General features: G+C 67.6%; 28 protein-coding genes and 1 tRNA gene. 14 read left to right on the plus strand and 15 right to left on the minus strand.

What is annotated here, in order from left to right; all coding sequences use genetic code 11:
- The 8 genes from J2Y54_RS15510 to J2Y54_RS15545 are packed head-to-tail and all read right to left on the minus strand — an operon-like array spanning position 1 to position 6,992.
- Positions 1 to 753, minus strand: coding sequence for a molybdopterin-synthase adenylyltransferase MoeB (locus tag J2Y54_RS15510; RefSeq protein WP_310041032.1), 753 nt, complete (start codon positions 751 to 753; stop codon positions 1 to 3).
- Positions 750 to 1,175, minus strand: a complete 426-nt coding sequence (locus J2Y54_RS15515) for a hypothetical protein (protein WP_310041033.1) — start codon at positions 1,173 to 1,175, stop codon at positions 750 to 752. The genes J2Y54_RS15510 and J2Y54_RS15515 overlap by 4 nt, the downstream gene beginning before the upstream one ends.
- Positions 1,172 to 1,618: a dUTP diphosphatase gene (dut, locus tag J2Y54_RS15520; RefSeq protein WP_310041035.1), complete on the minus strand. Its 447-nt coding sequence runs from the start codon at positions 1,616 to 1,618 to the stop codon at positions 1,172 to 1,174. The genes J2Y54_RS15515 and dut overlap by 4 nt, the downstream gene beginning before the upstream one ends.
- Complete coding sequence (locus J2Y54_RS15525; protein ID WP_310041038.1) at positions 1,618 to 2,415, minus strand: hypothetical protein; 798 nt, start codon at positions 2,413 to 2,415, stop codon at positions 1,618 to 1,620. Before J2Y54_RS15525 ends, dut begins: the two co-directional genes overlap by 1 nt.
- The gene (gene coaBC / locus J2Y54_RS15530) at positions 2,405 to 3,583 is read right to left on the minus strand and encodes a bifunctional phosphopantothenoylcysteine decarboxylase/phosphopantothenate--cysteine ligase CoaBC (protein ID WP_310041041.1); all 1,179 of its coding nucleotides are present in this window, start codon (positions 3,581 to 3,583) and stop codon (positions 2,405 to 2,407) included. The genes J2Y54_RS15525 and coaBC overlap by 11 nt, the downstream gene beginning before the upstream one ends.
- Positions 3,584 to 3,593: 10 nt before the next feature.
- Positions 3,594 to 4,700, minus strand: coding sequence for a hypothetical protein (locus J2Y54_RS15535; protein WP_310041043.1), 1,107 nt, complete (start codon positions 4,698 to 4,700; stop codon positions 3,594 to 3,596).
- Between the two features lie 31 nt (positions 4,701 to 4,731).
- A complete protein-coding gene (ubiB, locus tag J2Y54_RS15540; protein ID WP_310041045.1) occupies positions 4,732 to 6,264 on the minus strand; it encodes a 2-polyprenylphenol 6-hydroxylase in 1,533 nt (510 codons plus the stop codon).
- Complete coding sequence (locus J2Y54_RS15545; RefSeq protein ID WP_310041047.1) at positions 6,261 to 6,992, minus strand: class I SAM-dependent methyltransferase; 732 nt, start codon at positions 6,990 to 6,992, stop codon at positions 6,261 to 6,263. The genes ubiB and J2Y54_RS15545 overlap by 4 nt, the downstream gene beginning before the upstream one ends.
- Before the next feature lie 55 nt (positions 6,993 to 7,047).
- Here J2Y54_RS15545 and mutM point away from each other — a divergent pair, with 55 nt between their 5' ends.
- The 3 genes from mutM to dnaA all read left to right on the plus strand — a co-directional run bounded on the left by mutM (position 7,048) and on the right by dnaA (position 10,072).
- Entirely contained in the window at positions 7,048 to 7,860 is an 813-nt protein-coding gene (mutM, locus tag J2Y54_RS15550) for a bifunctional DNA-formamidopyrimidine glycosylase/DNA-(apurinic or apyrimidinic site) lyase (RefSeq protein ID WP_310041049.1), read from the plus strand.
- 122 nt (positions 7,861 to 7,982) lie between these two features.
- The gene (rpsT, locus tag J2Y54_RS15555) at positions 7,983 to 8,246 is read left to right on the plus strand and encodes a 30S ribosomal protein S20 (RefSeq protein WP_300497779.1); all 264 of its coding nucleotides are present in this window, start codon (positions 7,983 to 7,985) and stop codon (positions 8,244 to 8,246) included.
- A 464-nt stretch (positions 8,247 to 8,710) separates the two neighbouring features.
- Positions 8,711 to 10,072 (plus strand): chromosomal replication initiator protein DnaA, encoded by a 1,362-nt coding sequence (dnaA, locus tag J2Y54_RS15560; RefSeq protein ID WP_310041051.1) that lies wholly within the window; start codon positions 8,711 to 8,713, stop codon positions 10,070 to 10,072.
- Positions 10,073 to 10,099: 27 nt separating this feature from the next.
- Here dnaA and aroB read toward each other — a convergent pair whose 3' ends face one another.
- Together aroB and J2Y54_RS15570 are read right to left on the minus strand one after the other, a co-directional pair.
- On the minus strand, positions 10,100 to 11,200 hold the full coding sequence (aroB, locus tag J2Y54_RS15565; protein ID WP_310041052.1) for a 3-dehydroquinate synthase: 1,101 nt from the start codon (positions 11,198 to 11,200) through the stop codon (positions 10,100 to 10,102).
- Positions 11,197 to 11,736, minus strand: a complete 540-nt coding sequence (locus tag J2Y54_RS15570; RefSeq protein WP_310041054.1) for a shikimate kinase — start codon at positions 11,734 to 11,736, stop codon at positions 11,197 to 11,199. The genes aroB and J2Y54_RS15570 overlap by 4 nt, the downstream gene beginning before the upstream one ends.
- A gap of 198 nt (positions 11,737 to 11,934) precedes the next feature.
- Here J2Y54_RS15570 and J2Y54_RS15575 point away from each other — a divergent pair, with 198 nt between their 5' ends.
- From J2Y54_RS15575 to J2Y54_RS15585, 3 genes are read left to right on the plus strand one after another with little or no spacing between them, the layout of a single operon-like run.
- On the plus strand, positions 11,935 to 13,737 hold the full coding sequence (locus J2Y54_RS15575) for a hypothetical protein (protein WP_310041056.1): 1,803 nt from the start codon (positions 11,935 to 11,937) through the stop codon (positions 13,735 to 13,737).
- Entirely contained in the window at positions 13,734 to 14,663 is a 930-nt protein-coding gene (locus J2Y54_RS15580; protein WP_310041058.1) for a tyrosine-type recombinase/integrase, read from the plus strand. The genes J2Y54_RS15575 and J2Y54_RS15580 overlap by 4 nt, the downstream gene beginning before the upstream one ends.
- 10 nt (positions 14,664 to 14,673) lie before the next feature.
- The gene (locus J2Y54_RS15585; RefSeq protein WP_310041059.1) at positions 14,674 to 15,621 is read left to right on the plus strand and encodes an acetyl-CoA carboxylase carboxyltransferase subunit alpha; all 948 of its coding nucleotides are present in this window, start codon (positions 14,674 to 14,676) and stop codon (positions 15,619 to 15,621) included.
- 247 nt (positions 15,622 to 15,868) lie between these two features.
- Here J2Y54_RS15585 and J2Y54_RS15590 read toward each other — a convergent pair whose 3' ends face one another.
- Positions 15,869 to 16,036: a Flp family type IVb pilin gene (locus tag J2Y54_RS15590; protein ID WP_066665303.1), complete on the minus strand. Its 168-nt coding sequence runs from the start codon at positions 16,034 to 16,036 to the stop codon at positions 15,869 to 15,871.
- Positions 16,037 to 16,167: 131 nt separating this feature from the next.
- The gene (locus J2Y54_RS15595) at positions 16,168 to 16,350 is read right to left on the minus strand and encodes a Flp family type IVb pilin (RefSeq protein ID WP_310041061.1); all 183 of its coding nucleotides are present in this window, start codon (positions 16,348 to 16,350) and stop codon (positions 16,168 to 16,170) included.
- 55 nt (positions 16,351 to 16,405) lie between these two features.
- On the opposite strand from J2Y54_RS15595, the gene J2Y54_RS15600 reads away from it, so the two are divergent.
- Positions 16,406 to 16,834, plus strand: coding sequence for a (deoxy)nucleoside triphosphate pyrophosphohydrolase (locus J2Y54_RS15600; RefSeq protein ID WP_405052924.1), 429 nt, complete (start codon positions 16,406 to 16,408; stop codon positions 16,832 to 16,834).
- Here J2Y54_RS15600 and J2Y54_RS15605 read toward each other — a convergent pair.
- The 3 genes from J2Y54_RS15605 to J2Y54_RS15615 form a co-directional block, all read right to left on the minus strand.
- Entirely contained in the window at positions 16,831 to 17,814 is a 984-nt protein-coding gene (locus J2Y54_RS15605; RefSeq protein WP_310041063.1) for a TerC family protein, read from the minus strand. The genes J2Y54_RS15600 and J2Y54_RS15605 overlap by 4 nt on opposite strands.
- Positions 17,815 to 17,922: 108 nt before the next feature.
- Positions 17,923 to 18,102: a DUF465 domain-containing protein gene (locus J2Y54_RS15610; RefSeq protein ID WP_310041065.1), complete on the minus strand. Its 180-nt coding sequence runs from the start codon at positions 18,100 to 18,102 to the stop codon at positions 17,923 to 17,925.
- A 186-nt stretch (positions 18,103 to 18,288) separates the two neighbouring features.
- The gene (locus J2Y54_RS15615; protein WP_310041068.1) at positions 18,289 to 19,149 is read right to left on the minus strand and encodes a methyltransferase domain-containing protein; all 861 of its coding nucleotides are present in this window, start codon (positions 19,147 to 19,149) and stop codon (positions 18,289 to 18,291) included.
- Between the two features lie 57 nt (positions 19,150 to 19,206).
- Between J2Y54_RS15615 and J2Y54_RS15620 the strand changes: the two genes are divergently transcribed.
- From J2Y54_RS15620 to J2Y54_RS15650, 7 genes are all read left to right on the plus strand, one after another.
- Positions 19,207 to 19,938, plus strand: coding sequence for a ComF family protein (locus tag J2Y54_RS15620; protein WP_310041069.1), 732 nt, complete (start codon positions 19,207 to 19,209; stop codon positions 19,936 to 19,938).
- Between the two features lie 31 nt (positions 19,939 to 19,969).
- On the plus strand, positions 19,970 to 20,227 hold the full coding sequence (grxC, locus tag J2Y54_RS15625) for a glutaredoxin 3 (RefSeq protein ID WP_310041070.1): 258 nt from the start codon (positions 19,970 to 19,972) through the stop codon (positions 20,225 to 20,227).
- Positions 20,224 to 21,057, plus strand: a complete 834-nt coding sequence (locus J2Y54_RS15630) for a carbon-nitrogen hydrolase family protein (protein ID WP_310041072.1) — start codon at positions 20,224 to 20,226, stop codon at positions 21,055 to 21,057. The genes grxC and J2Y54_RS15630 overlap by 4 nt, the downstream gene beginning before the upstream one ends.
- The gene (locus J2Y54_RS15635; RefSeq protein ID WP_310041074.1) at positions 21,054 to 21,491 is read left to right on the plus strand and encodes a DUF1178 family protein; all 438 of its coding nucleotides are present in this window, start codon (positions 21,054 to 21,056) and stop codon (positions 21,489 to 21,491) included. The genes J2Y54_RS15630 and J2Y54_RS15635 overlap by 4 nt, the downstream gene beginning before the upstream one ends.
- A gap of 35 nt (positions 21,492 to 21,526) precedes the next feature.
- Positions 21,527 to 21,603: transfer RNA gene (locus J2Y54_RS15640), tRNA-Arg, on the plus strand.
- 166 nt (positions 21,604 to 21,769) lie between these two features.
- Positions 21,770 to 22,993, plus strand: a complete 1,224-nt coding sequence (locus J2Y54_RS15645) for a phage integrase central domain-containing protein (RefSeq protein ID WP_310041075.1) — start codon at positions 21,770 to 21,772, stop codon at positions 22,991 to 22,993.
- Positions 22,990 to 23,658, plus strand: coding sequence for a hypothetical protein (locus tag J2Y54_RS15650; RefSeq protein WP_310041076.1), 669 nt, complete (start codon positions 22,990 to 22,992; stop codon positions 23,656 to 23,658). The genes J2Y54_RS15645 and J2Y54_RS15650 overlap by 4 nt, the downstream gene beginning before the upstream one ends.
- Positions 23,659 to 23,692: the final 34 nt, after the last annotated feature.

A 23,692-nucleotide genomic window follows, 5' to 3' on the forward strand; every position in this document is an offset into this window, starting at 1 on the left:
CTAGCCCGAACAGGCAGGGCAGCCGGGGTCCTTGGGCAGGGTCAGCGTGCGGAAGCGGAGTGCCAGCGTGTCGGCGAGCAGCAGCTTGCCCGCGCTGTCCTCGCCGAACGGGTGGATCGCGCGGATCACTTCCAGCGCGGCGAGGCTGCCCATGATCCCGGTCAGCGCGCCGAGCACGCCCTGTTCGGAACAGTTGATCCCCGCCGTTTCCGGGTCATTGCCGACGAAGCAGCGATAGCAGGGCTTGTGCGCCTCCCACCCGCGAAACACGCCAAGCTGCCCCTCGAACCGCCCGACCGCCGCGCTCACGAGCGGGACGCGGTGGCGCAGTGCCGCGTCGGCGACGAGCAGGCGGGTCGCGAAATTATCGGTGCCGTCAAGGATGACAGATTGACCCTTGATGAAATCGGGCGCGTTGTCTGCGTCGATGCGAAACGGCCACGCGAATACCTCGCAGTGGGGATTTATCCGTTTTGCTGCGGCCATCGCAGCATCGACTTTAGGGGTGCCGACGCTATCCGTTAGAAACAGGGTTTGGCGTTGCAGGTTCGACAGATCGACTTGGTCCCCGTCGATAATGTCGATTTCACCAACCCCCGCCGCCGCCAGATACTGCAACGCCGGGCTCCCAATCCCCCCAGCGCCCACCACCAATACCCGCGCAGCCTTCAGCGCCGCCTGTCCCGCGCCGCCGATCTCCGGCAGCACGATATGGCGGGCATAGCGTTCGAGTTCGGCGTCGGAAAAATTCATTGCCGCCAGGCGAAGGTCACCGTCGCGCGGTACCACGCGGTCGGGGCAGCGGTGCGCTGGGTCAAATTGTTGCGCGAAAAGCCCGCAACCAGTCCGGCTGCATATTGCTCGATCGTCGGGCAGCCGATGGCGCGCGGGATCGTGGTGCGTACCCCCGTCTCGGCATCGACCAGCACTGCGACCTCGACCCGCACGGCCGGCCGCCCGTCGACCAGCCGGCGCGCCTTGCACTTGCGCGCGCGCACCTGCCCGCGTGCCCAGTCATGCATCGCCGGGGTCATCGTCGGCGGATCGCGATAGGGGACCGCAGGCAGGCTTTCCCAGTTGATCGAGGCCGGCGGAGCGTGCGTGTCTGGCGGGCCCGCCGCGTCGATTTGTGCCGATGCGGTGAGCAGGACCGCCAGGGCTGCGGCTGCAATCATCGCCCGGTCGATCCGAACCCGCCGCTGCCGCGGTCGGTCTCATCCAGCACGGCGACCTCCTCGAACAGCGCGCGCTGCACCGGTGCCGGCACGAGCTGCGCGATCCGTTCTCCGCGCGCGATGGTGAAGGGCGCGTCGCCAAGATTGGCGAGGATCACCTTAACCTCGCCGCGATAATCCTCGTCGATCGTGCCGGGGGTGTTGAGGCAGGTGATGCCGTGCTTGAGCGCAAGGCCCGAGCGCGGGCGGACCTGCACCTCATACCCCGGCGGGATCGCGATCGCGAAGCCGGTGGCGACCGCATGGCGGGCCCCGGGGGCGAGCACCAGACCCTCGGCTGCGACAACGTCCATGCCCGCCGCGCCCGCGGTTGCATAAGCGGGCAGGGGCAGGCCCTCGCCATGCGGCAGGCGCATCAGGCGGATGGTGATCGGCGCGCCCATCACTTGCGCACCGGCAATGCGGCGGCGAGGCGGCGTGCCGCCTCGATGACCTGGGGATCGTCCAGCACCGGATCGCTCCGCCCCGGAATGATCCGGAAATCGGTCGCGATGCCGCGCAGGCTCAGCGCCTCGGCATAGCTGCGCGAAAAACGGGCCGGGACATCGGCGTCGGCGCCGCCGACCAGGATCGCGGCGCGCAGGCCGGGCTGGATGCCGCCCGCGGTCTGCAGCGGGTCGAGGCTGACCAGCTTTTCGCGCCAGTGCGGCGTGTCGGGTTCGCGCTTGCCGCGATAGGCACGCCATTCCGGCAGCGCGCACGGGCAGGATACCAGCACGACGCCGTCGATCAGCCCGGGCCGCAGCCCGGCAAGGTTGGCTGCAACGACTGCGCCGCCGACTTCCCCGATCAGGACCACGCGCGCGCGGCGGTAGCGCTGGCGCAAGATCGCGATCGTATCGCCGACTGCCGCAATCCGTTCCGCGCTGAAATCATCGGACGGGCTGGCACCGCGCGTGCCGGGGGACTGGCCACCGACGCCATCGGCATAGCCGGGGCGCAGCAGGCGCACGACCGCGCTGTTCGGCTCTGCCGCCGCGAGTGACTTGGCAAAGTCGCTCGTGTCGATCTTGGCGCGACGGCCATTGCCGTGAATGACGACGTAAAGTGTCGGCGCGGTGCGCGGCGCGGCGCCATAGCCCTGGGTGAACAGCGTCGGCGCGTTCGGAGTCCGCGCGCGGTCGACCGCGCAACCGGCGATGAGCAGCGGAAGCAGGATCAGCGCGAGCCTAGAGCGCATCGGCGATCCGTTCGGCGAGGCGGCGGGCGACATCGGCCTTGGCCAGCCGTTCCCAGCTTTCGACTCCAGCCTCCGTAACCAGATGAACAAGATTGGCATCGCCTCCCATCACATCGCCCGACACGTCATTGGCGACAATCCAGTCTGCACCCTTGCGCGCGCGCTTTGCGACCGCATGTTCGACCACCCGTTCGGTTTCGGCGGCGAAACCGATCAGCAGGCCCGGTCGCTGCCGGCTTTGTGCGAGGCCCGCGAGAATGTCGGGATTCTCGACCAGCGCCAGCGCCGGTGCCGCCGCGTCACCCTTCTTGATCTTCTGCCCTGCCATATCGCCCGTGCGCCAGTCGGCGACGGCGGCGACCATGACGGCAGCATCGGCGGGCAGGGCGGCATCGACCGCCGCCGCCATCTCGCGCGCAGTCTCGACATCGACCCGCTCAACGCCGGCTGGCGTCGGCAGCGTGACCGGCCCGGCAACCAGCGTCACCCGCGCGCCCAGCGCCGCCAGCGCGCCGGCAATCGCAAAGCCCTGTTTGCCCGACGATCGGTTGGCGATGTAGCGGACCGGATCGATCGGCTCATGCGTCGGTCCGGCGGTGACGAGGACATGCTTGCCTTTCAGGCGACCCGATGCGGGCGCCAGCGCAGTTTCGATCGCGTGCAGGATGGCTTCGGGCTCGGGCAGGCGGCCGGGGCCGAACTCGCCGCACGCCATCGGCCCTTCATCGGGCTCCAGCACGCTCACGCCATCGCCGCGCAGCGTCGCGACATTGCGCTGCGTCGCGGCGTGCTGCCACATCCGCACATTCATCGCGGGCGCGGCCAGCACCGGCTTGTCGGTCGCAAGCAGCAATGTGGTGGCGAGATCGTCGGCAATGCCCGCTGCCATCTTCGCCAGCAGATCGGCGGTGGCCGGGGCGACAACCACCAGATCGGCGGCGCGGCTGAGCTGGATATGCCCCATCTCGGCCTCGTCCTTGAGGTCCCACAGCGTCGTATAGACCTGATTCTCGGACAATGCCGCCAGCGTCATCGGCGTCACGAAATGCTGCCCGCCAGCGGTCACGACGCAGGTGACCGAATGCCCCGCCTTGCGGATCAGCCGGACCAGCTCGCACGCCTTGTACGCCGCGATGCCGCCGCCGACGATGAGGAGAATGCGCTTCATCCGCTAACCCCTAGCGCGCAACCTGCGTCACCACCACCCGCCGCTTGTCGCGCGCCCGCACCCACAGGTCGCGCAGCGCGTCGGGCACGAAGGCCAGGCCCACCAGAAAGGCCGGCGCGATGATAAGCCCCCAGTAAAAGGTGTCGAGCCGCGCAAACAGGCTGATCACCAGCGCATAGCCGCAAAAGGTGGCGAGCGCGCGGAGCGCCAGCGGGTCGCGCCAGCTCGCCCAGCCGAACAGCGCCAGCGCGACCAGGATCGCGGCGATCGCCGGGGGCAGCAACTGCACCCCCGTCGCCAGCGTCATCGCGCGCACGAACAGCCCGAACCCGTTCATTCCCGCCCAGCCCGGCGACATCGCGTCGAGCGGCCCGGTCACGCCATGGACCGCGACGGCATGCGCGCCGAGCGCGACGGCGAACAGCCCCAGCGCGGCTGCCCATCCCGCCGCCTCGCGCTTATGCCCCTCGGCAAAGGCCAGCACCGCCATGATGACGACATACAGCGCCGCCGTTTCGCGGATCAGCATGGCCAGCGCACCGATTGCCGCTGCCTCGACCCAGCGCCCGGGGCGGCGCAGCGCGAGGCTGAGCGCAACGAGCAGCCCGGCCCAGATTTCATGGAACGCCACCAGCCCGCTCTGGACAAAGGCAAGCATTCCGGCGGCCAGCAGCGCCAGTGCGACGACCCGTGCCGGCCAGCGCGGCAGCGCCTGCGCAATGCGGCGGTACCAGCACCAGGCGGTGGCAGCGGCGAGTGCATAGAGCAGCGCGACGATCGCGAGGGGCGGCAAGGCTCCCTGCACCACTGCCAGCGCCGGCATGCGAAAGGTCAGAAACGGCCGCAGCGGATAGCTGCCGGCGCGCAGCGCAGCCGCGGCGGATCGGTAATAGTCCTCGCCATGCGCCACCGCTGCCACGATCGAATCGTACAGCGCGACGTCGCTCTGCCGGTCGGCGCCGGCGCCGGTTGCGCTCGGCGCGGGGAGCGGCACGAATAGCACGGTCAGGGCGCCCAGAAGCAGGAAAAAGACCCCAGCCAGCACCCAGCGCGCACGGTTCACCGGCAGCCCGGCGAAGCGGCTGGGGGCAGAGAGCCAGATGGGCGCGCGGGTCATGCGCTGTCCCTAGCCTGCCGGGTGGCGCTTGTCAGGCAAGCAGCAGCGTCGCCACCGCGCCCGCACTCGCCGCAAGCAGCGCGACCACGGCGTAGCGCCAGCCGCCACCGACGCGCACGACTTCGATCTCGCGCAGCGGCGGGGCGGGGGGGGCGCCGCCCGGATCGGGGAAATGGCGTTCGATGTTGCGGATCAGCCGGGGCAGCCGCGCCAGCGTCTTCAGATCCTCCGAAATCCGGTCGGCAAGGAATGCCTCCGGACCCAGCTCGGTGCGGATCCATTCGCGCACGAACGGTGCGGCGCTGTCCCACAAATTGATGTCGGGGTGGATGCGCGTCGCCACGCCCTCGACCATCACCATCGTCTTTTGCAGCAGCAGCAGATGCGGCTGGGTCTGCATGTCGAAATCGCGGGTGATGTTGAACAGGCTGTCGAGCATCATGCCGACGCTCATGTCCTTGACCGGCAGGCCGCGCATCGGTTCGCCCACCGCGCGCAGCGCCGTCGCGAACTCGGCGACATTGTGATGTGCCGGGACATAGCCCGCTTCGAAATGAATCTCGGCGACGCGGCGGTAATTGCCGGTGATCAGCCCGTAGAGAATCTCCGCCAGCCACACCCGCGCGCGCCGGTCGATCCGGCCCATGATCCCGAAATCGATCGCCGCGATGCGGTCGCCGGGCAGGGCGAACAAATTGCCCTGATGCATGTCGGCGTGGAAAAAGCCTTCGGAGATCGCCTGACGCAGAAACGCGCGGACCAGTGTGTGCGCCAGCTTTTCGGTGTCATGCCCGGCGGCGATCAGGCCGTCACGGTCCGACAGCTTGATGCCGTTGATCCATTCCAGCGTCATCACCTTGCCGGTGGTGCGCTGCCAATCGATCTCCGGGACGGTGAAGTCCGGCTCCGCCTCCATCGATTCGGACAATTCGGACGCCGACGCGGCCTCGCGCCGCAGGTCCAGCTCGCGCGCGGTCCAGCGCTTGAAGGTCTCGATGACCAGGCGCGGGCGCAGGCGCGATGCCTCGCCGCCCATCCCCTCGACCTGCGCCGCCGCCCATTCATAGGTGTCGATGGCGCGGGCGAACTCGGCCTCGATCCCCGGGCGCAGCACCTTGACCGCGACCTGGCGGCCATCGGTGGTGATCGCGCGGTGCACCTGCGCGATCGACGCGGCGCCGATCGGCGTTTCCTCGACCGACTGGAACAGGTCGCTGAGCGGCCGCCCGAAGCTGGTCTCCATCGCCGCGCGGATCACCGCGAACGGGACGGGGGGCAGCGCGTCCTGCAGGCGGAGCAGGTCATGCGCGGCCGCTTCGCCGATCAGGTCGGGGCGGGTCGCAAGCGTCTGCCCCAGCTTGATCGCCGCCGGGCCGATCGCCTGCAGCGCATCGGCATAGCGCGGCACTTCCGGCACGCGCGCGCCGAAGCGGGCAATGCGTGCCAGGCGGCGCACCGGGGCGGGCGTGTTGCGGTCACGCTCGATCCCGCGCAACGCGCCGTGGCGCGCCAGCGTGCGGCCCCATTTCAGGAGGCGCCACAGATGCACGACGGGAGCGGTCAAATCTTCCAGCCGCTATGAATGGCGACCAGTCCGCCCAGCATCGGTTCGACCCGGGTCTGCACAAAGCCGGCGTCTTTGATCATCGCCTCAAACGTCGGCATGTCGGGGAAGCGACGGATCGATTCGACCAGATAGCGATAGCTGTCGGCATCGCCCGCCAGCATCTCGCCCAGCTTGGGCACCAGCCGGTGCGAATAGGCATCGTACACGTCGGCGAATCCGGGCCACAGGGTGGTCGAGAACTCGAGCACGAAGAACCGCCCGCCGCGCCGCAGCACGCGATGCGCCTCACGCAGTGCCGCGGGGATGTCGGTCACGTTCCGGATGCCGAACGCGATCGTGTAGGCGTCGAAGAAGCGGTCGGGCCATTGCAGCGTCTCGGCATTCGCCTCGCTCCACACCAGCCCGTCGATCCCGCGCTTGGCCGCGCGCTCGATCCCGACCGCCAGCATGTCGGGATTGATGTCGGCGACCGTCACCGCCGCACCATGTTCGGCCATGCGGAACGCGATGTCGCCGGTGCCGCCGGCCATGTCGAGGATCGCCTCGCCCGCGCGCGGCTTCACGCGGCGGACGAACACGTCCTTCCACACGCGGTGCAGACCGCCCGACATCGCGTCGTTCATGAGATCATAGCGCGAGGCCACGCTGGAAAAGACGCCGCCGACGCGACGGGTCTTTTCGTCGGGGGCAACCTCTTCATAGCCAAAGGAGACGGTGTCGGTCATGGCCAAGCCCTTAGCCGCCCTTGTGGGCGCGGCAAAGCCCGCTTAGCGAGACAAAATGCCCGAGCTTCCCGAAGTCGAAACCACCGTCCGCGGCCTTACCCCGGCCCTGCACGGCCAGCGGATCGCGCGCGTCCAGTTGCGCCGCCCCGATCTGCGCCGGGCGATGCCGGTCGATCTGGGGCAGCGTCTCACCGGCGCGACCGTCACCGCGCTCGGCCGCCGCGCCAAATATGGCCTGATCGACACCGATCGCGGCGACACGATGATCTTTCACCTCGGCATGTCGGGACGCTGGCGAATCGATCCGGCAGAGCTGCTGACGCACGATCATCTGGTGATCGAGACCGAGGCGGGGCGGCGGCTGGCGCTCAACGATGCGCGGCGATTCGGATCGGTCGATCTGATGCCAACGGCGGACGTCGCCGTCTGGCCGCCCTTCGCCGCGCTCGGACCGGAGCCGCTCGGGCCGCAGTTCACCGCCGATCATCTGCGCCAGGCGCTGGCCGGACGGGTCGCGTCGATCAAGCTGTTGCTGCTCGACCAGCGCATCGTCGCGGGCCTCGGCAATATCTATGTGTGCGAGGCGCTGCACGAATCGCGCATCTCGCCCAGGCGCAGCGGCGGATCGCTGACCCGGCCGCAGCTGCAGCGGCTGGTCGCGGCGGTGCATGGCGTGCTCGAATCGGCGATCGAGGCGGGCGGATCGACGCTGCGCGACTATGTTCAGCCCGATGGCGAGCTCGGCTATTTCTCCAAGCAGTTCAAAGTCTATGGCCGCGAGGGCGAACCGTGCAATTGCGGCGGCACGGTCGCGCGCTATGCCGAGGGCGGGCGCTCGACCTTCTGGTGCCCCAAATGCCAGAAGTAAGAAGGGTCAGCAGGGCGTTACCGGTTGACCGAATCGTCCGCCCTCGCTAAGGGGCGCGCTTTCCCGAGGCGTGGGACGGAAATCCGCGCCTCTTTTCGCATCGAAAACAGGAACGAAGATTCATGGCGAACACGCCGCAAGCCAAGAAGCGCATCCGCCGCAACGAACGCCGCGCCGAAGTCAACGGCGCCCGCGTCGGCCGCATCCGTACCTTCATCAAGAAGGTCGAAAGCGCGCTGACCAGCGGTGACAAGGCGGCCGCGGAAACCGCGCTCAAGGCGATGCAGCCGGAGCTGGCACGTGGCGTGGCCAAGGGCGTGGTTCACAAGAACACTGCCTCGCGCAAGTTCTCGCGCCTGACCAAGCGCCTCGCCGCGCTCGGCTAAGCCTGCTTCATTGCAGTTCGAAAAGGCCCTGCCGGCACCCGCCGGCGGGGCTTTTTGTGTGCCTTAAGGGAGCTCGAATCCGGGTCCGGAACGAATCGCGGACAGACCACGAGTCGCATTTCGAGTAACGACGGCGATCAGGGTAAAGGCGTTATAAAACAGCGGCTTATGCGGTAAATAACGCAATTCCGGGGCTGGCGTGAGTCAAGCCTACTTATTTCAGATTCTTTACATGCCGCCCCCTTGATCGACTCGAATTTCCGTCCCTAAAACGGACCTCCGCCACGGCGTTCTCGTCGGCGGAATCAGCAAGGGTACCGGCCGCACGCGGATGCGATTCCGCCAGCGCTATCCCTTTGCCTGAACGAAATTGACGGGCGGAAGGCGTGTTTTCCGCGACGGGGGCGTGACGGTGTGTGCGGGTTCCGTACGCAGCGCGATGGTATTTGAGGGGCAACGGGAAGATGGATCAAGCCAAGGCCTGGACACGCGTGCGCGGCAATCTGCGGCTTTCCGCAGGGCAGCGGCTGTTCGACCAGTGGCTGAAGCCGATCGTCCTGATTCCGGGTGAGGATCCGGAAACGGTCCGCCTCGGGCTTCCCTCGGCGTTCATGACCAACTGGGTTCGCAGCCATTATGCCGACCGGCTGGCGATGGAATTCCGCGCGGTTCTGCCGGCGGTGCGCAGCGTTTCGATCGAGACGGTCGACGCGCGGGCGACCCGCGCGCTCGCCGCGGCTCCGGCTGCCGAATCGCCCGCTCCGGCGATCGATCAGGCGGCGGCAGCACCGCGCAGCGAAGGCCGGCCCAATCTCGATTCGCGCTTCACCTTTGACCGGTTCGTGGTCGACACTTCGAACCGGGTGGCGTTCAACGCCGCACGCGCGCTCGCCGAACCGGGGACGCCGCGCTTCAGCCCGCTTTACCTCCACAGCAACACGGGGCAGGGCAAAACCCATCTGATGCACGCCATCGGCCACGCCTTCCTTGAGGCCTGCCCCGATGCGACGGCGATCTACATGCCGGCCGAGCGCTTCATGTTCGAATTCGTCCGCGCGGTGCGCGAGAAGGACACGTTCGCGTTCAAGGCGCGGCTGCGCGGCGTCGATCTGCTGATGATCGACGATCTTCAGTTCATCGCCGGCAAGGAAGCGACCCAGGAAGAGTTTTTCCACACGGTCGATGAGTTCATGCGTGAGGGCAAGCGGCTGGTCATCGCCGCCGACCGCAGCCCGCTCGCGCTCGAGGGGATCGAGGCACGCCTCGCGTCGCGGCTCGGTTCGGGCCTTGCTGCCGATATCAAGCCGGCCGAGCTGGGCCTGCGCCGCACGATCCTTGAGCGCAAGCTTGAGGATATGCCCGGCGCTATGGTCCCGTCACCCGTGCTTGATCTGCTCGCCGCGCGGATCAGCTCGTCGGTGCGCGAGCTTGAAGGCGCGCTCAATCGCCTCGTCGCCTATGCCCAGCTCAACAACGAAGTCGTGACGATCGAGTTTGCCGAGAGCGTGCTCGGCGAAGCGCTGCGGGGCAGCCAGCGCCGCGTGACGATCGACGAGATTCAGAAGGCGGTGTCGAACCATTTCGATCTCAAGCAGCTCGACCTGGTGTCGCAGCGCCGTGCAGTCGCCATTGCCCGCCCGCGTCAGATCGCGATGTATCTTGCCAAGCGGCTGACCACGCGTTCGCTGCCCGAAATCGGTCGCAAGTTCGGCAACCGCGACCACTCGACTGTGATCCATGCCGTGCGCCGGATCGAGGAGCTGCGCGGCAGCGACAGCGAGATCGACGGCGCCGTCCGCAGCCTGATGCGCCAACTGGAAGCCTGAAGCTTCCCGCTGCGTCAGGCGGGCGGGTCAGCGCGGCAGTTCGTCAAGGAACGCCGCGACGTCGGCCAGATCGACCTGCTTGTCGAGATAGGTCTGCCCGATCCCGCGCGCGAGCAGGAAGGGCAGGGTGCCGCCGTCCATCTTCTTGTCGTGCAGCATATGGCCGACCAGCGTTGCGCCCGATGCCGTAATGCCCGCGCTGGCCAGGTCGTGCGGCAGGCCGACTGCCTGCAAATGCGCGGCGACCCGCGCTGCATCCTCGATGCCACACTGGCCGCGCCGCGCCGAATAGGCAAAGGCCAGCGCCATGCCGGCCGCGACGCCCTCGCCATGCAGCAGCGCGTCGGAAAAGCCGGTTTCGGCCTCCAGCGCATGGCCGAACGTATGGCCGAGGTTGAGCAGCGCGCGCACCCCGGTCGTCTCGCGTTCGTCCGCCGCGACGATGCGCGCCTTGGCCGCCACCGAATGCGCAATGGCATATTCCCGCGCCGCCGGGTCTCCGGCGAGAAGCGCCGCACCATTGGCCTCGCACCATGCGAAAAATTCCGGATCGTCGATCAGCCCGTACTTCACTACCTCGGCATAGCCCGCGCGCAGGTCGCGCAGCGGGAGGGTGTCGAGCAGATCGGGGTCGATCAGCACCAAGGTTGGCTGGTGAAACGCACCGATCAGATTCTTGCCGGCGCGGCTGTTGATCGCGGTCTTGCCCCCCACGGAGCTGTCGACCTGCGCAAGCAGCGTGGTGGGGATCTGCACGAAGTTGCAGCCGCGCTTGAGAATCGATGTGGCAAAGCCGACCAGGTCGCCAATCACGCCGCCGCCCAGCGCGACGACATGGTCGCCGCGCTCGATCCCGCGCTCAAGCAACGCATCGGTCAGCGCCTCAAGCTGGCCCCAGCTCTTGGTCGCCTCGCCCGCCGGCAGGGTGATGATGTCGCTCGCCAGCCCGCCATTGTGAAGCAGCGCGGCAAGGCGCGCGGCATGCGGCGCGACATGCGCGTCGGTGACGATCACGAACGGGCGGCCGCGCGAAAGCGGCGAAAGCTGCGCTGCAGCCTGGGTCAGGATGCCGGCGGCGATGCGCACGTCGTAGCTGCGCGCGCCCAGCGCGACCGGAACGACCCTCATCGGCCGAGTGCCGACAGGATCGCGGCGACGGTCGCCTCGTGCGGGCCGACGCGGCTGACGACATGGATCGGCGCCAGCGCGTAAACGGGATTGCGGACTTCGGCGAGTTCGGTGAGCACCTTCAACGGATCCTTTCCGCGCAGCAACGGGCGATGGTCGCGCTTTGCGACGCGTTCGGCCAAGACCTTGGGGGCGGCGTCCAGCCAGATCGCGGTCGCCTGGTCAAGGATCAGCGCGCGCGTTTCCGCGTTGAGGAACGCGCCGCCACCGGTCGCGATGACCTTGGGCGCGCCGTCGATCAGCCGCGCAATCACGCGCCGTTCGCCATCGCGAAAATGCGGTTCGCCGAATCGTTCGAAAATTTCGGCCACGGTCATGCCCGCTGCCGACTCGATCTCGGCGTCGGCGTCGACAAAGGGCAGTTTGAGGCGCTGGGCGAGCCGGCGGCCCACCGTGGTCTTGCCCACGCCCATCAGGCCGATCAGCACGATCGGACGGGTAATGGGTTCAGGATTGGCCGGGTGGGTTTGCAGCATGGTCGCGGGGGCTATACAGCGAGCATCGCGCTCGGGCAAAAGGCCCGTCGCCTGTGATCAGAACCGGTTTGAGGGGGTCGATGTCCCGTTCGCTAATCATCGTCGTTATTGTCGCTATCCTGTTGATCGGAGGGCTTTTCTTCCTTGCAGGGCGCGATACGGAGAAGCAGCCGGTGCGCGTCGAGAAGGTCGTCCCGCTTGACAATCTCTCGAACTAAGACCGCGCTCGCCGCCGTTCTGGTGGTCGCGGCCGGCGTCGGGATTCCCGCGCTGGGGCAGGACCGCCCCGAATCGCTGCTGCCGCCCGGCTTCGACGATCCGGTGCCCGCGCCTGCTCCGGCGCCGGCCCCCGCGCCGGCACCGTCCCCGGCTGCGGGTCCGACCAGCGCGCCGCGCGGCGATGCCCCGCTGACCGGCGCTGACGGGGTTGGCAACAGCCTGGCGCCAGCCGCTGGCGTTGCGCCCGAAGCTGTCGGCGAGCTCGATTATGCGACGATCGCGCGCTACGAACTGCCCGATTTTGCGAAGCGCTCGCTGGCGCAGGTCGGCCCGTCTTCGCCCGCCAGCGACGGGCTGCCCGTTACTGCGTTCGGCACGGCCGATGGCGGTTTTCTCCAGGCGCTGATGCGCCGCACCAATGCGCCGGTCGCGTCGCGCTGGTTGTCGATCGCACTGCGCCGCGCGCTGCTTTCGCGCGTCAACACGCCGCGCGGGCTCAACGGCGCGGATTTCGCCGCAGAGCGCGCGTGGCTGCTGATCCGGATGGGGGAGGCGGATGCGGCGCGCGCACTGGTCCAGTCGGTCGATGTCGCCAATTACACGCCGAAGATGTTCCAGGTGGCGATGCAGGCGATGCTCGCGACCGCCGATCCGGGCGGCATGTGCCCGATGGTCAAGCCCGCGCTCGACCGCGCACCCGATCGCAACTGGCGCCTGGCGGAGGCGATCTGCGCCGGTCTCGACGGCGATCCCAGCCGCGCCGGCCCGCTGATCGACGCCAGCCGCCGCCGCCTCGGCAATGCGGTCGACGTGCTGCTCGCCGAAAAGCTGGTCGGGATGGGCGTGTCGGGGCGCCGTGCGGTGACGATCGAATGGGATCCGGTTGACCGGATCAGCGCGTGGCGCTGGGGCCTTGCGGTCGCGTCCGCCACCGACATTCCCGAACGGCTATACGGCACCGCCGGGCCGCAATTGCGCTATTGGCGCGCGATCACGCCGGCGCTTCCCCTGCGCGATCGCGTCGCGGCGGCAGAGGCGGCGGCGAGCCAGGGCGTGTTTTCCAGCCAGGCGCTGACCGACCTTTATGGCGAGATCGAGCTGCAGGAGGATGCCGCAACGGCGGAGGTCGCCGTTGCCCGCGATCTGCGCGCGGCCTTCACCGCCGCGACTGCGGCCGAGCGGGTCGAGCGGATCCGGCAATTGTGGGACGAGGCACAGGGGCCACGGGCGGCCTATAGCCGCCTGATCCTTACCGCCCGCGCGGCGGCGCGACTGACCCCGTCGGCCGAGCATGCGGACGATGCCGATCGCCTGATCGCCGCGATGCTCAGCGCCGGCTATGACCGCGCCGCGCTGCGCTGGAAGGAAATCGCCCCGCGTGGCAGCGATGGCTGGGGCATGTTGCTGCTTGCCGAGCCGGGCCGTGCCGTCGCCGTCGGCGATGTCGAGGCGTATCGCAACTCGGCGGACGCAACCAATGGCGCGATGCTGATTGCGGCGATGGCGGGCATGGGCCGGATCCCGACCGCCGACGGCGCACGGCTGATGCGCGCGTCCGGGGTGGCGTTCGAATCGGCCAATGCCTGGACCCGCGCCATCGCGCGCGCGGCGGAGTCGAACCAGCCGGGGACGGTGGTGCTGCTCGCGGCGGTCGGCATGCAAAGCCGGGTGTGGGAAGGGGTGTCGCCGGCGGCGCTCTATCACATCACCCGCGCGCTCAGTCAGGTCGGCCTCGATGGCTATGCACGGATGATCGCCGTCGAGGCGATTACCCGGCTTTGAGTGCGGCGGGCCCGGGCGACGACCCGGCGCTGATCGACCGCTTTCTCGAGATGCTGGCGGCCGAGGCCGGGGCGTCGGCGAACACCATTGCTGCCTATGGCACCGATCTGCGGCTGGCGTCGCAGGCGCTCGACGGCGGCCTTGCCATGGCCGACCGCGCGGCGATCGAGCGGCTGGCGGAGGACTGGCGCGACCTCGCCCGCGCCACCGTGGCGCGCAAATCGGCTGCGCTGCGCCGCTTCTACGGCTTTCTGGTCGATGAAAAGCTGCGCAGCGACGACCCCGGCGGGGCGCTGCCCCGCCCCGGTACCGGGCGCAGCTTGCCCAGGACGCTGTCCAACGCCGATGTCGACGCGATCTTCGCGGCAATCCAGGCGCGGATCGCGCGCGTGCCGCCCGATCCCCGCGACCTGCGCCTGCTCGCGCTGGTCGAGTTGCTCTACGGCTCCGGCTTGCGCGCGAGCGAGCTGGTCTCGCTCCCGCGCGGTGCGGTTCAGCCGGACAAGCCCTACCTGATCCTGCGCGGCAAGGGCGGGAAGGAGCGGTTGGTGCCACTGTCGGATCGTGCACGCGCGGCGGTGGCGGCGTGGCGCGCGCATGTCGATCCCGCGCGGCCATGGCTGTTTCCCTCGGGCAAGGGGCATTTGAGCCGCATCCGCCTGTATCAGATGGTGCGGGAGATTGCGGGGCTGGCGGGCATCCCGCCCGACCGGATCAGCCCGCACGTGCTGCGCCACGCCTTTGCCACGCATCTGCTCGAGGGCGGAGCCGATCTGCGCGCGCTTCAGGCGATGCTGGGCCATGCCGATATCGCGACGACCGAGATCTACACCCATGTCGACAGCGCCCGGCTGGTCGCACTCGTCAACGAACGCCACCCGCTCGCCGACACGCCCCGAATTGACGCGAAGCGCGACGGGGCATAGTGCCGCGGCGATGGCTAGCTTTCTTGAATTTGAAAAACCGATCGCGGAGCTTCAGGCCCGGATCGACGAACTGCGTGACGCCGCTGCGGGCGGCGAGGTGGATATCGAATCGGAGGTCGCGAAGCTTCAGGCTAAGTCCGACCGGTTCCTGAAGGACGCCTATGCGAAGCTGACCCCGTGGCAGAAGACATTGGTCGCGCGCCACCCGGAACGTCCGCACTTCAAGCATTATGTCGCGCGTCTGATCACCGATTTCATGCCGCTGGGCGGCGACCGCGCGTTCGCCGACGATCAGGCGATTCAGGGCGGGCTCGGCCGCTTTCGTGGCCAGCGCGTCATGGTCATCGGCCATGAAAAGGGCGACGACACGACCAGCCGCCTGCGCCACAATTTCGGCATGGGCAAGCCTGAGGGGTATCGCAAGGCGATCCGCCTGGTCGAGCTGGCCGACAAGTTCGGTATCCCCGTGGTGACCTTGGTCGACACGTCCGGCGCCTTTCCCGGCATGGAGGCCGAGGAGCGCGGTCAGGCCGAGGCGATCGCTCGCTCGACCGAAGCGTGCCTCAATCTCGGCGTGCCGATGGTCGCGTCGATTTTGGGTGAGGGCGGTTCGGGCGGCGCGGTCGCGCTTGCCGCAGGCAACCGCGTGCTGATGATGGAGCACGCGGTTTATTCGGTGATCTCGCCCGAGGGCTGCGCCTCGATCCTGTGGCGCACCGCCGACAAGGCCGCCGACGCGGCCGAGGCGATGAAGGTGACCGCGCAGCACCTCAAGGAACTCGGCGTGATCGATACGATCGTTCCCGAGCCGCTCGGCGGGGCGCACCGCGATCACGCCAGGGCGATCGATGCGCTGGGCGACGCGATCGAAGCGGCGCTCAAGGACCTGTCGGGTCAGAGCGCGACCGCGCTGCGCAAGGCGCGCCGCGCCAAGTTCCTGGCGATGGGCCGGGCCTGACGCAAATTCCACCCCCCGCCCAGCAGGGTAGGGGCAATCCAAACCAATCGTCACCCCCGCGAAAGCGAGGGCCCATCTCCCGCACTGTCCGCTTTCCGAACCGGTGCGATACGCCGATCGCCTAGGAGATGGGCCCCCGCTTTCGCGGGGGTGACGAAAAGAGATGTTCCACCAAACCAAGCGAAAAAAGGGCGGCGGACCCATCGGTCCGCCGCCCCCTGTTCAGTCGTTTCGAAACGAAAGGGTCTTACGACGCCTTCATGTTCGACGAAACGTTGGTGAAGGTGGTCTTGAGCTGGTTGCCCAGGCCCTGCATCGCGGCAATCGCGGCGACGGCGATCAGAGCGGCGATCAGGCCGTACTCGATTGCGGTTGCGCCCTTCTTGTTGCCGAAAATCTTGCGGATCGTGTTCATACCGGTCTCCATCCTGTTCGAAGCTTCAGTTTTCCCGGCTGCGTCCGGTGAAAACCGGTCTCAGCAAGCCCGAAACTAGGGTACGGAAGTTAACAAAGGCCTTAGGTGCGCCTGAGGGCCCGGCGAAAAAATCAGCCCGGGTTCTGGACCTTGGTGCTGACATTGTTCCACATGCCCGTGGTGCCGCCGGCCAGTTCGGTCAGCGCGCCGATCAGCACAAGGACGATGAGCGCGAGGATGAAGCCATATTCGACCGCCGTTGCGCCGCGATTGCAGCGCATCAGGCGTGCCGGCAGTGACTTCAACAAGCGCATCGCACCGCCCTTTTGAATTTGACCACCGCAAAACTACGCAAACGAAGTTAACAAAATGCTGAAAATGGATGCCGGGTTTTCCGGAGGGCGTATCGTTACGGTAGTGGCCGCGGCGTTGGTCGACGCGGAGCGACGCGTGCTGGTCCAGCGGCGCCCGCCGGGCAAGCCGATGGCTGATCTGTGGGAATTTCCCGGCGGCAAGGTCGAGCCGGGCGAACTGCCCGAGGCGGCGCTGTGCCGCGAACTGGAGGAGGAACTGGGTATCGCGGTCGATCCCGCCGCGCTCGCCCCGGCGACCTTTGCCAGCGCGCCGCTGGGGGACCGCCATTTGCTGTTGCTGCTCTACACGCTGCGCGAATGGGGCGGGGAACCCCGGGCGCGGCATGCCACCGCGCTGCAATGGGTTCACCCGCCCGCGCTGCGCGACCTCGCCATGCCGCCAGCGGATATCCCGCTGATCGGCATGCTCGAGGCGCTGGTTTAAGTCAGGCTCGGCGTCGGCTCGCCACGGGTGCGCCACAGCGAGTAGACCACGCCCGTCGTCAGGATCGCTGCGGTAATGCCCAGCGACACCACCGGCGGGATCTTGGCCAGGCCCAGCGCATCGGCGACGAAGATCTTCGATCCGATGAACACCAGCAGTACGGCCAGCGCGTACTTCAGATAGTGGAACCGGTCGACCAGTGCCGACAGCGCGAAATACAGCGCGCGCAGGCCCAGGATCGCGAAGATGTTCGACGTGTAGACGATGAACGGGTCGGTGGTGATGGCAAAGATCGCCGGCACCGAATCGACCGCGAACACCAGGTCGGCGAACTCGATCATCACCAGCGCCAGGAACAGCGGCGTCGCATGGCGCGCCATCGTGCCCGTCTTGGCATCGCGCTCCTGCACGAAGAACGCTGTTCCGCGCAGCCCGTCGGTCACGCGCATATGCCGCTTCAGCCAGCCGAGCAGCGGCGAGTTCGCCACGTCATAGGGCGTGTCGACCATCCGCCACATCTTGATGCCCGTGAAGATCAGGAAGGCGGCGAAGATGTAGAGCACCCAGCCGAATTCGGACACGATCGTCGCGCCCAGGGCGATCATGATCGCGCGCAGCACGATGACGCCAAGGATACCCCAGAACAGCACGCGGTGCTGATACTGACGCGGGATCGCGAAATAGGTGAAGATCATCGCGATGACGAAGACATTGTCCATCGCCAGGCTCTTTTCGACGACAAAGCCGGTGACGTAGTTGATCGCCGCCGTCTCGCCGAGCTGCCACCAGACAAAGCCGCTGAACGCCAGGCCCAGCACGATATAGAAAGCAGAGAGCTTCAGGCTCTCCTTGACCCCGATCTCGCGCGCCTTGCGATGCAGGACGCCAAGATCGAGCGCGAGCAGGGCTGCGACCAGCCCCATGAAGGCGAGCCACATCCACACCGGCTTGCCCAGCCAGAGTAACGTCAGAAATTCCATGGTGAATCAGCCCCTGTTGGGTGAGGCGCTGCACGCGCCATCAGGGCGGCCCGACATCATGCGCATCGCGCGCATCAGAGGGGCCCGGGCCGCCAATGGTTCGGATTGTCAGAAGCTGGTCGCGATCGACCGCTTCCAGTGGCCGGCCAGCCGGTCCTTCACCGCCAGCTTCAGCTTCTTGAGCCGCAGCAGGCGAAAACCGTCCGGGTTACGCCGCCGCGCTTCGCGCCGGATCTCGTCGTCGAGTTTCCGGTGAACGACGCTCAGACGGTACAACATGCCACTCATCATAATGCCTCCTGTCGATGTGAAATCGATCGGATGGCCGATGACAGCAAAGGTCGGTATTCAAGCCCAGCCAGCATCGGATCATCCGATGCGGTCCGACATCGCGATCATGTCGATCGCCAGAGGGGCCCGGTCCGCTACGCCAATATCGAAAAGATGCTGCGCTGCGTCAAGGGGGGTGATGGCCTAGGCCGTTTTGCCCTTGGTCGCCGCCAGCGCGTCGGCCAGCGATGTGCGGGCCGAACCGCGCCGCGCCGGCTTGGGCTGCGACGGGTCGGGCGCCCATCCGGTGAGAAACAGCGCATCGAACCGTTCCGCCGTGCGCCCCTCGCCATCGGCGCGGTCGGCAAAGCTGGCGGCGGCGCGCGCCACCGCGCTGCGGGTCAGCGGGGCGGGATCGCGGAGCAGGCTGGTCGCGCCCATGCCGCGCAGGTCGCGGAACAGGTCGAACAGGCTCGCATAGCGGACCTGCAGCGTTTCGACATCGGCGACCGGCAACGCGAACCCGGCGCGGACCAGCAGGTCGCCCGCCGCGCGTACATCGACCTGGGGATGCACCCGCGCCGCCGGACGGTCGCCCTCGGCCTCCAGCATCACGCTGCGCAGCGTGGAGAGCGTCGATCCGCCCAAAAACGCGCCCATGAACAACCCGTCGGGACGCAGCGAGCGGCGGATCAGCGCGAGTGCGCCGGGCAGGTCGTTGACGCTGTCGAGCACCCCTGCCGAAATGACAAGGTCATAGGCCCCCTCCGGCGAATGCGGCCGGTCCTCATCCGTCTGCACGCCGCCCGACAGCGCGGCGAAGCGCGCCCCGGCGTCGATCCGCGTGACGCGCGCGCCCGGTGGCGGGACGAACGCGCCGTCGAAGCTGCCCAGATCCAGCACATCACGAAACTCGCGCCGCACTGCGTCCAGCCGCTCGGCAATTCCGTCGAGCATCCACGCGCGGATGAAATCGAACCCGGCAAAGCCCGGCGCGGCGCGGTCGCGGCGCAGGCGGCGGCGGTTGCGGTCGAAAATCTCGGGCGGGGCAGTTTCGGGGGTCACGGCGCGGCTTGTGCCGCGTCGCGCGCCGCGCGACAAGCACGACGTGGAGGGCGTTGCATGGGGCTGCGTCAACCGTTGCTCGACCTGATCGGCCTGGCGCTGCCCCCGCGCTGCCCGGGCTGTGGCGATGTGGTCGACGCCGATCATCGGTTCTGCGCCGCCTGCTGGAGCGGGATGCGGCTGATCGCGCCGCCATGGTGCGCGACCTGCAATCTGCCGTTCGAGCATGATCGCGGCCCCGACGCGCAGTGCGGCACGTGCCTCGCCGATCCTCCGCTGCATGACGGCGTGCGCGCGGCGGTCGCCTATGGCCCGGCGGCGCGCACGCTCGCGCTGCGCCTCAAATATGGCGGCCGCACCGGCTTTGCCGTCACCGCCGCGCGGTTGATGGCGCGGCTCATGCCCGAAGATGCCGAGCTGCTGGTGCCGGTCCCGCTGCACCGCTGGCGCATCTGGGGCCGCGGGTTCAATCAGGCGCTGCTGATCGCCCGGGCGCTCGGCACCGCTTCAGGCGTGTCGGTCGCGCCCGATCTGCTGCGCCGGGTCAAGGCGACCCCGGTACTGCGCGGCCTCGGCCCGCGCGGTCGCGCCAAGGCGGTCGCGGGAGCCTTTGCGCTCGCCCCCGGAGCCAGGGAAGCCGTTCGCGGCAAGGCGCTCATCCTGGTCGACGACGTCCACACCAGCGGCGCGACCACCACCGCCTGTGTGCGCCTGCTCAAGCGCGCCGGGGCCCGCAGCGTGACGATCCTGTGCTGGGCGCGGGTGATCGATGACACGGACGCGGATTGACAAGACGGGGTGCCGCTCTCAACTCGGGATCATGGCCAAGATCGAAATCTATACCAAGGCATTTTGCGGTTACTGCCACCGCGCCAAGGCGCTGCTCGACAGCAAGGGCGCCGTCTATGAGGAGTTCGACCTCACCATGGGCGGGCCCAAGCGTCAGGAAATGCTCCAGCGCGCCAATGGCCGCACCACCGTGCCGCAAATCTTCATCGACGGCGCGCATATCGGCGGCTCGGACGACCTCATGGCGCTGGAGCGCGAGGGCAGGCTGGACGCGCTGCTCGACGCATGAGCGGGCCGGTGCGCGCCGCGATCCTTCAGATGACCAGCGGCATCGACCCGCTGGCCAATGCCCGCACGCTGACCGCGGCGATCTCCTCGGCGGCCGGGGAGGGCGCGGCGATGCTGTTCACCCCCGAAATGTCGGGCCTGCTCGACCGGGATCGACAGCGCGGCGCGGCGTCGATCGTGGCGCAGGACAGCGACCCCGTCCTCGCCGCCGTACGGGAGGCCGCGGCACAGCACGGCATCTGGGTCCAGCTCGGCTCGCTCGCCCTGCGCGGCGACGACGGTCGCTTCGTCAATCGCGGTTTCGTGATCGACGCCGATGGCGCAATCCGCGCGACCTATGACAAGCTGCATCTGTTCGATGTCGACCTGCCGACCGGCGAGCGCTGGCGCGAATCCGATGCCTATGTCCCCGGCGCGCGCGCGGTCGTGGTCGACACGCCGCTTGGGAGCCTTGGCCTGTCGATCTGCTACGACGTGCGCTTCCCCGATCTCTACCGGGCGCTGACCGATGCCGGGGCGACCCTGCTTGCCGTTCCCGCTGCCTTCACCCGCCCCACCGGCGCAGCCCACTGGCACACGCTGCTCCGCGCCCGCGCGATCGAGGCCGGGGTACACGTCATCGCCGCCGCCCAGACCGGCAGCCACGCCGACGGCCGCACTACCTTTGGCCACAGCCTCGCCATCGACCCCTGGGGTGAAATCCTGCTCGACATGGGCGCACCCGCCGGCCTTGGTCTGGTCGAGATCGACCCGGCACGTGTCACCGATGTGCGCGGCCGCGTCCCCGCCATCGTGCATCGCCGCCCGATCCCGCCGGTGACCCGCGCATGATCGTGTTCGACCTCAAATGTGCCCATGCCCATGTGTTCGAGGCGTGGTTCGGATCGAGCGCGGACTATGACGACCAGCGCGCCCGCGGGCTGCTGTCCTGCCCGGTCTGCGGCGACGCCGACATCGCCAAGGCAGTGATGGCCCCCAATGTCGCCGCCAAGGGCAACCGCGCGCCCGCCACGCCCGCGCCGGCGACCCCCGATCCCAAGGCGCTGATGGCCGCGCTCGCGCAGGTCCAGGCCAAGCTGCTGGAGGGGTCGCAATGGGTCGGCATGTCTTTCGCCGACAAGGCGCGTGCCATGCATCTGGGTGAGGAACCGGCGGCCCCGATCCACGGGCAGACCAGCCTCGACGAGGCCAGGGCGCTGATCGAGGACGGCGTCCCCGTCGCGCCGCTCCCCCTACCGGTGGTCCCGCCGGAGCAGCGCAATTGACCGGGCGACCGGGGCCATCTAACCAGCCCCGGCGTGTCTCGGTAGCTCAGCAGGATAGAGCAACGGTTTCCTAAACCGCAGGTCGGAGGTTCGAATCCTCTCCGGGACACCATTTCCTTGTTCCGGCGTGTTCCCCGGCATATCGACAAATCCCCGGAAAACTGCGATATTCTGGACCTGTAAGGCCCGGAATGTTTCCGATTGTTCCTGCATAATCCGCCCCGGCTGGGGGCATCGTTGGGGGCATGATGGGCGCGGTTGAAAAGGGATGCCCCCAAATGGCGCTGACAGATTCTGAAATCCGTAGCTTCCGGGCGATGGCCAAACCTTACAAGCGGGCGGACGGGGGCGGCCTCTATCTGGAGATATTCCCGAACGGCGCGAAGCTGTGGCGGTTCAAGTTTCGCTTTGCCGCAAAGGAAAAGCGGCTGGCGTTCGGAGCCTATCCCGATGTCACGCTTGCGAGCGCGCGGCGCATGCGAGAGGCGGCGCGGACGACGCTGGCGGAGGGGTTGGACCCTGCCGAGCAAAAGAAGCGGGACAAGCGGCAGGCGAAGCTGGAGGCGGACAACAGTTTCGGCAAGATCGCGGACGAGTTCATCGAAGCCAAGATGACCGGCGATCGTCGCGCTGACCGGACGCTGGTTCGGGCGCGGTGGTTTCTGGCGCTGTTGCGCCCGGCGCTGGGCAATCGCCCGATCACCGCGATCGAGCCGGCGGAGTTGCTGGAGCCGCTGCGCAAGCTGGAGCGCAAGGGCAATCTGGAGTCCGCGCGGCGATGCCGGGCGTTTGCCAGCCGCGTATTCCGTTACGCTGTGGCGACCGGGCGCGCGAAGTCGGACCCGGCGGCGCTGCTACGCGGCGCACTGTCTGCCCCCCAAGTCAAACACCATGCCGCTATTCTGGACCGCGCCAAGTTTGGCGAGCTGTTGCGCGCGATCGACGGGTTCGAGGGAAGCCCGATCACCCGGCTGGCATTGCAGATTGCCCCGCATGTGTTCGTGCGGCCCGGCGAACTGCGGCATGCCGAGTGGGCGGAAATCGACCGGGCGGCGGCGCGGTGGGATATTCCTGCCAGCAAGATGAAAGGGCGGCGGCCCCATTCGGTGCCCCTGACCCGGCAGGTGCTGGCGCTGCTGGACGATCTGGAGGAACTGACCGGGGGCGGCAAATACCTGTTCCCGTCAATGCAGACGCTGCACCGCCCGATGAGCGAAAACACGATCAATGCAGCGTTTCGCCGGATGGGCTTTTCCAAAGACGAAGTGACGGGGCACGGTTTGCGGACGACCGCATCCAGCTTCCTGAACGAAAGCGGGAAATGGTCTGCCGATGCAGTGGAGCGCGCACTGGCGCATCGGGATAGCGATGTGGTGCGCGGCATCTACAATCGCGGAAGCTATTGGGAGGAGCGGGTCGCGATGAACCAATGGTGGAGCGACCGAATCGACGGCATGCGGGACGGGGCGGAGATTGTCATGTTGCGGAGCACTAGCGCGTGATTGGTGCGAGTTCGGGCCTCAACCGGGTTGCAAAGCTGCTGGCAAACCCGCCTGCCGCTGGATGGCATTCGCTCGACGCGGCGCTCGAAAGACTGGTGAGAGAGTTCGGCGCGGCGGAAGTTCGCAGCGCTGCGTTGCGCCTGACTAAGCAAAAGCGGGGCAGGAAGGCCGAAAGGGATTGGCCCCTGTTACAAGAGCAAATGATGCGAGATGCCCGCGCCCTGCTACGGGGCGCGTCTGCGGCTGACTTGCCCACCAACTATGCCATCGCAACCGCATTCGTTGAACAAAATCCCGGTCATAACCCTGCATCGACGCATCGGCGTATCATGGGAAAGCTGACGAAAGGGCGGGATTGGATCACTTGGTATCATGTGATTGATATCGCTAAGAAAGAAGAGCCTTTTATCGCATTTTTTCAGGCAAGTTATAGATATCCGGACGGTCTGATATTTCAGGAGCACCGCTTGCGAGAGGCCGATAGAATGCGCGGCGTGCTGGAACGGTATCGGGGGTTTTACGGTGAACCGCCTGCCGACATGACGATGGACGCGATCGAGGCAAAAACGAAAGAGCCAATTCAGAACCCGCTGATGGCATTTCTGCCATCACTCGGATTTCGCGGTTCGCAACCGGACGGTGATGATGAAAATCGCGATCTTTGATTCATGCGGAAATAGGGAGCGCTTTTAATCGTCT

It is taken from the genome of Sphingomonas sp. BE123 (genome assembly GCF_031456015.1).
Lineage (GTDB): Bacteria > Pseudomonadota > Alphaproteobacteria > Sphingomonadales > Sphingomonadaceae > Sphingomonas.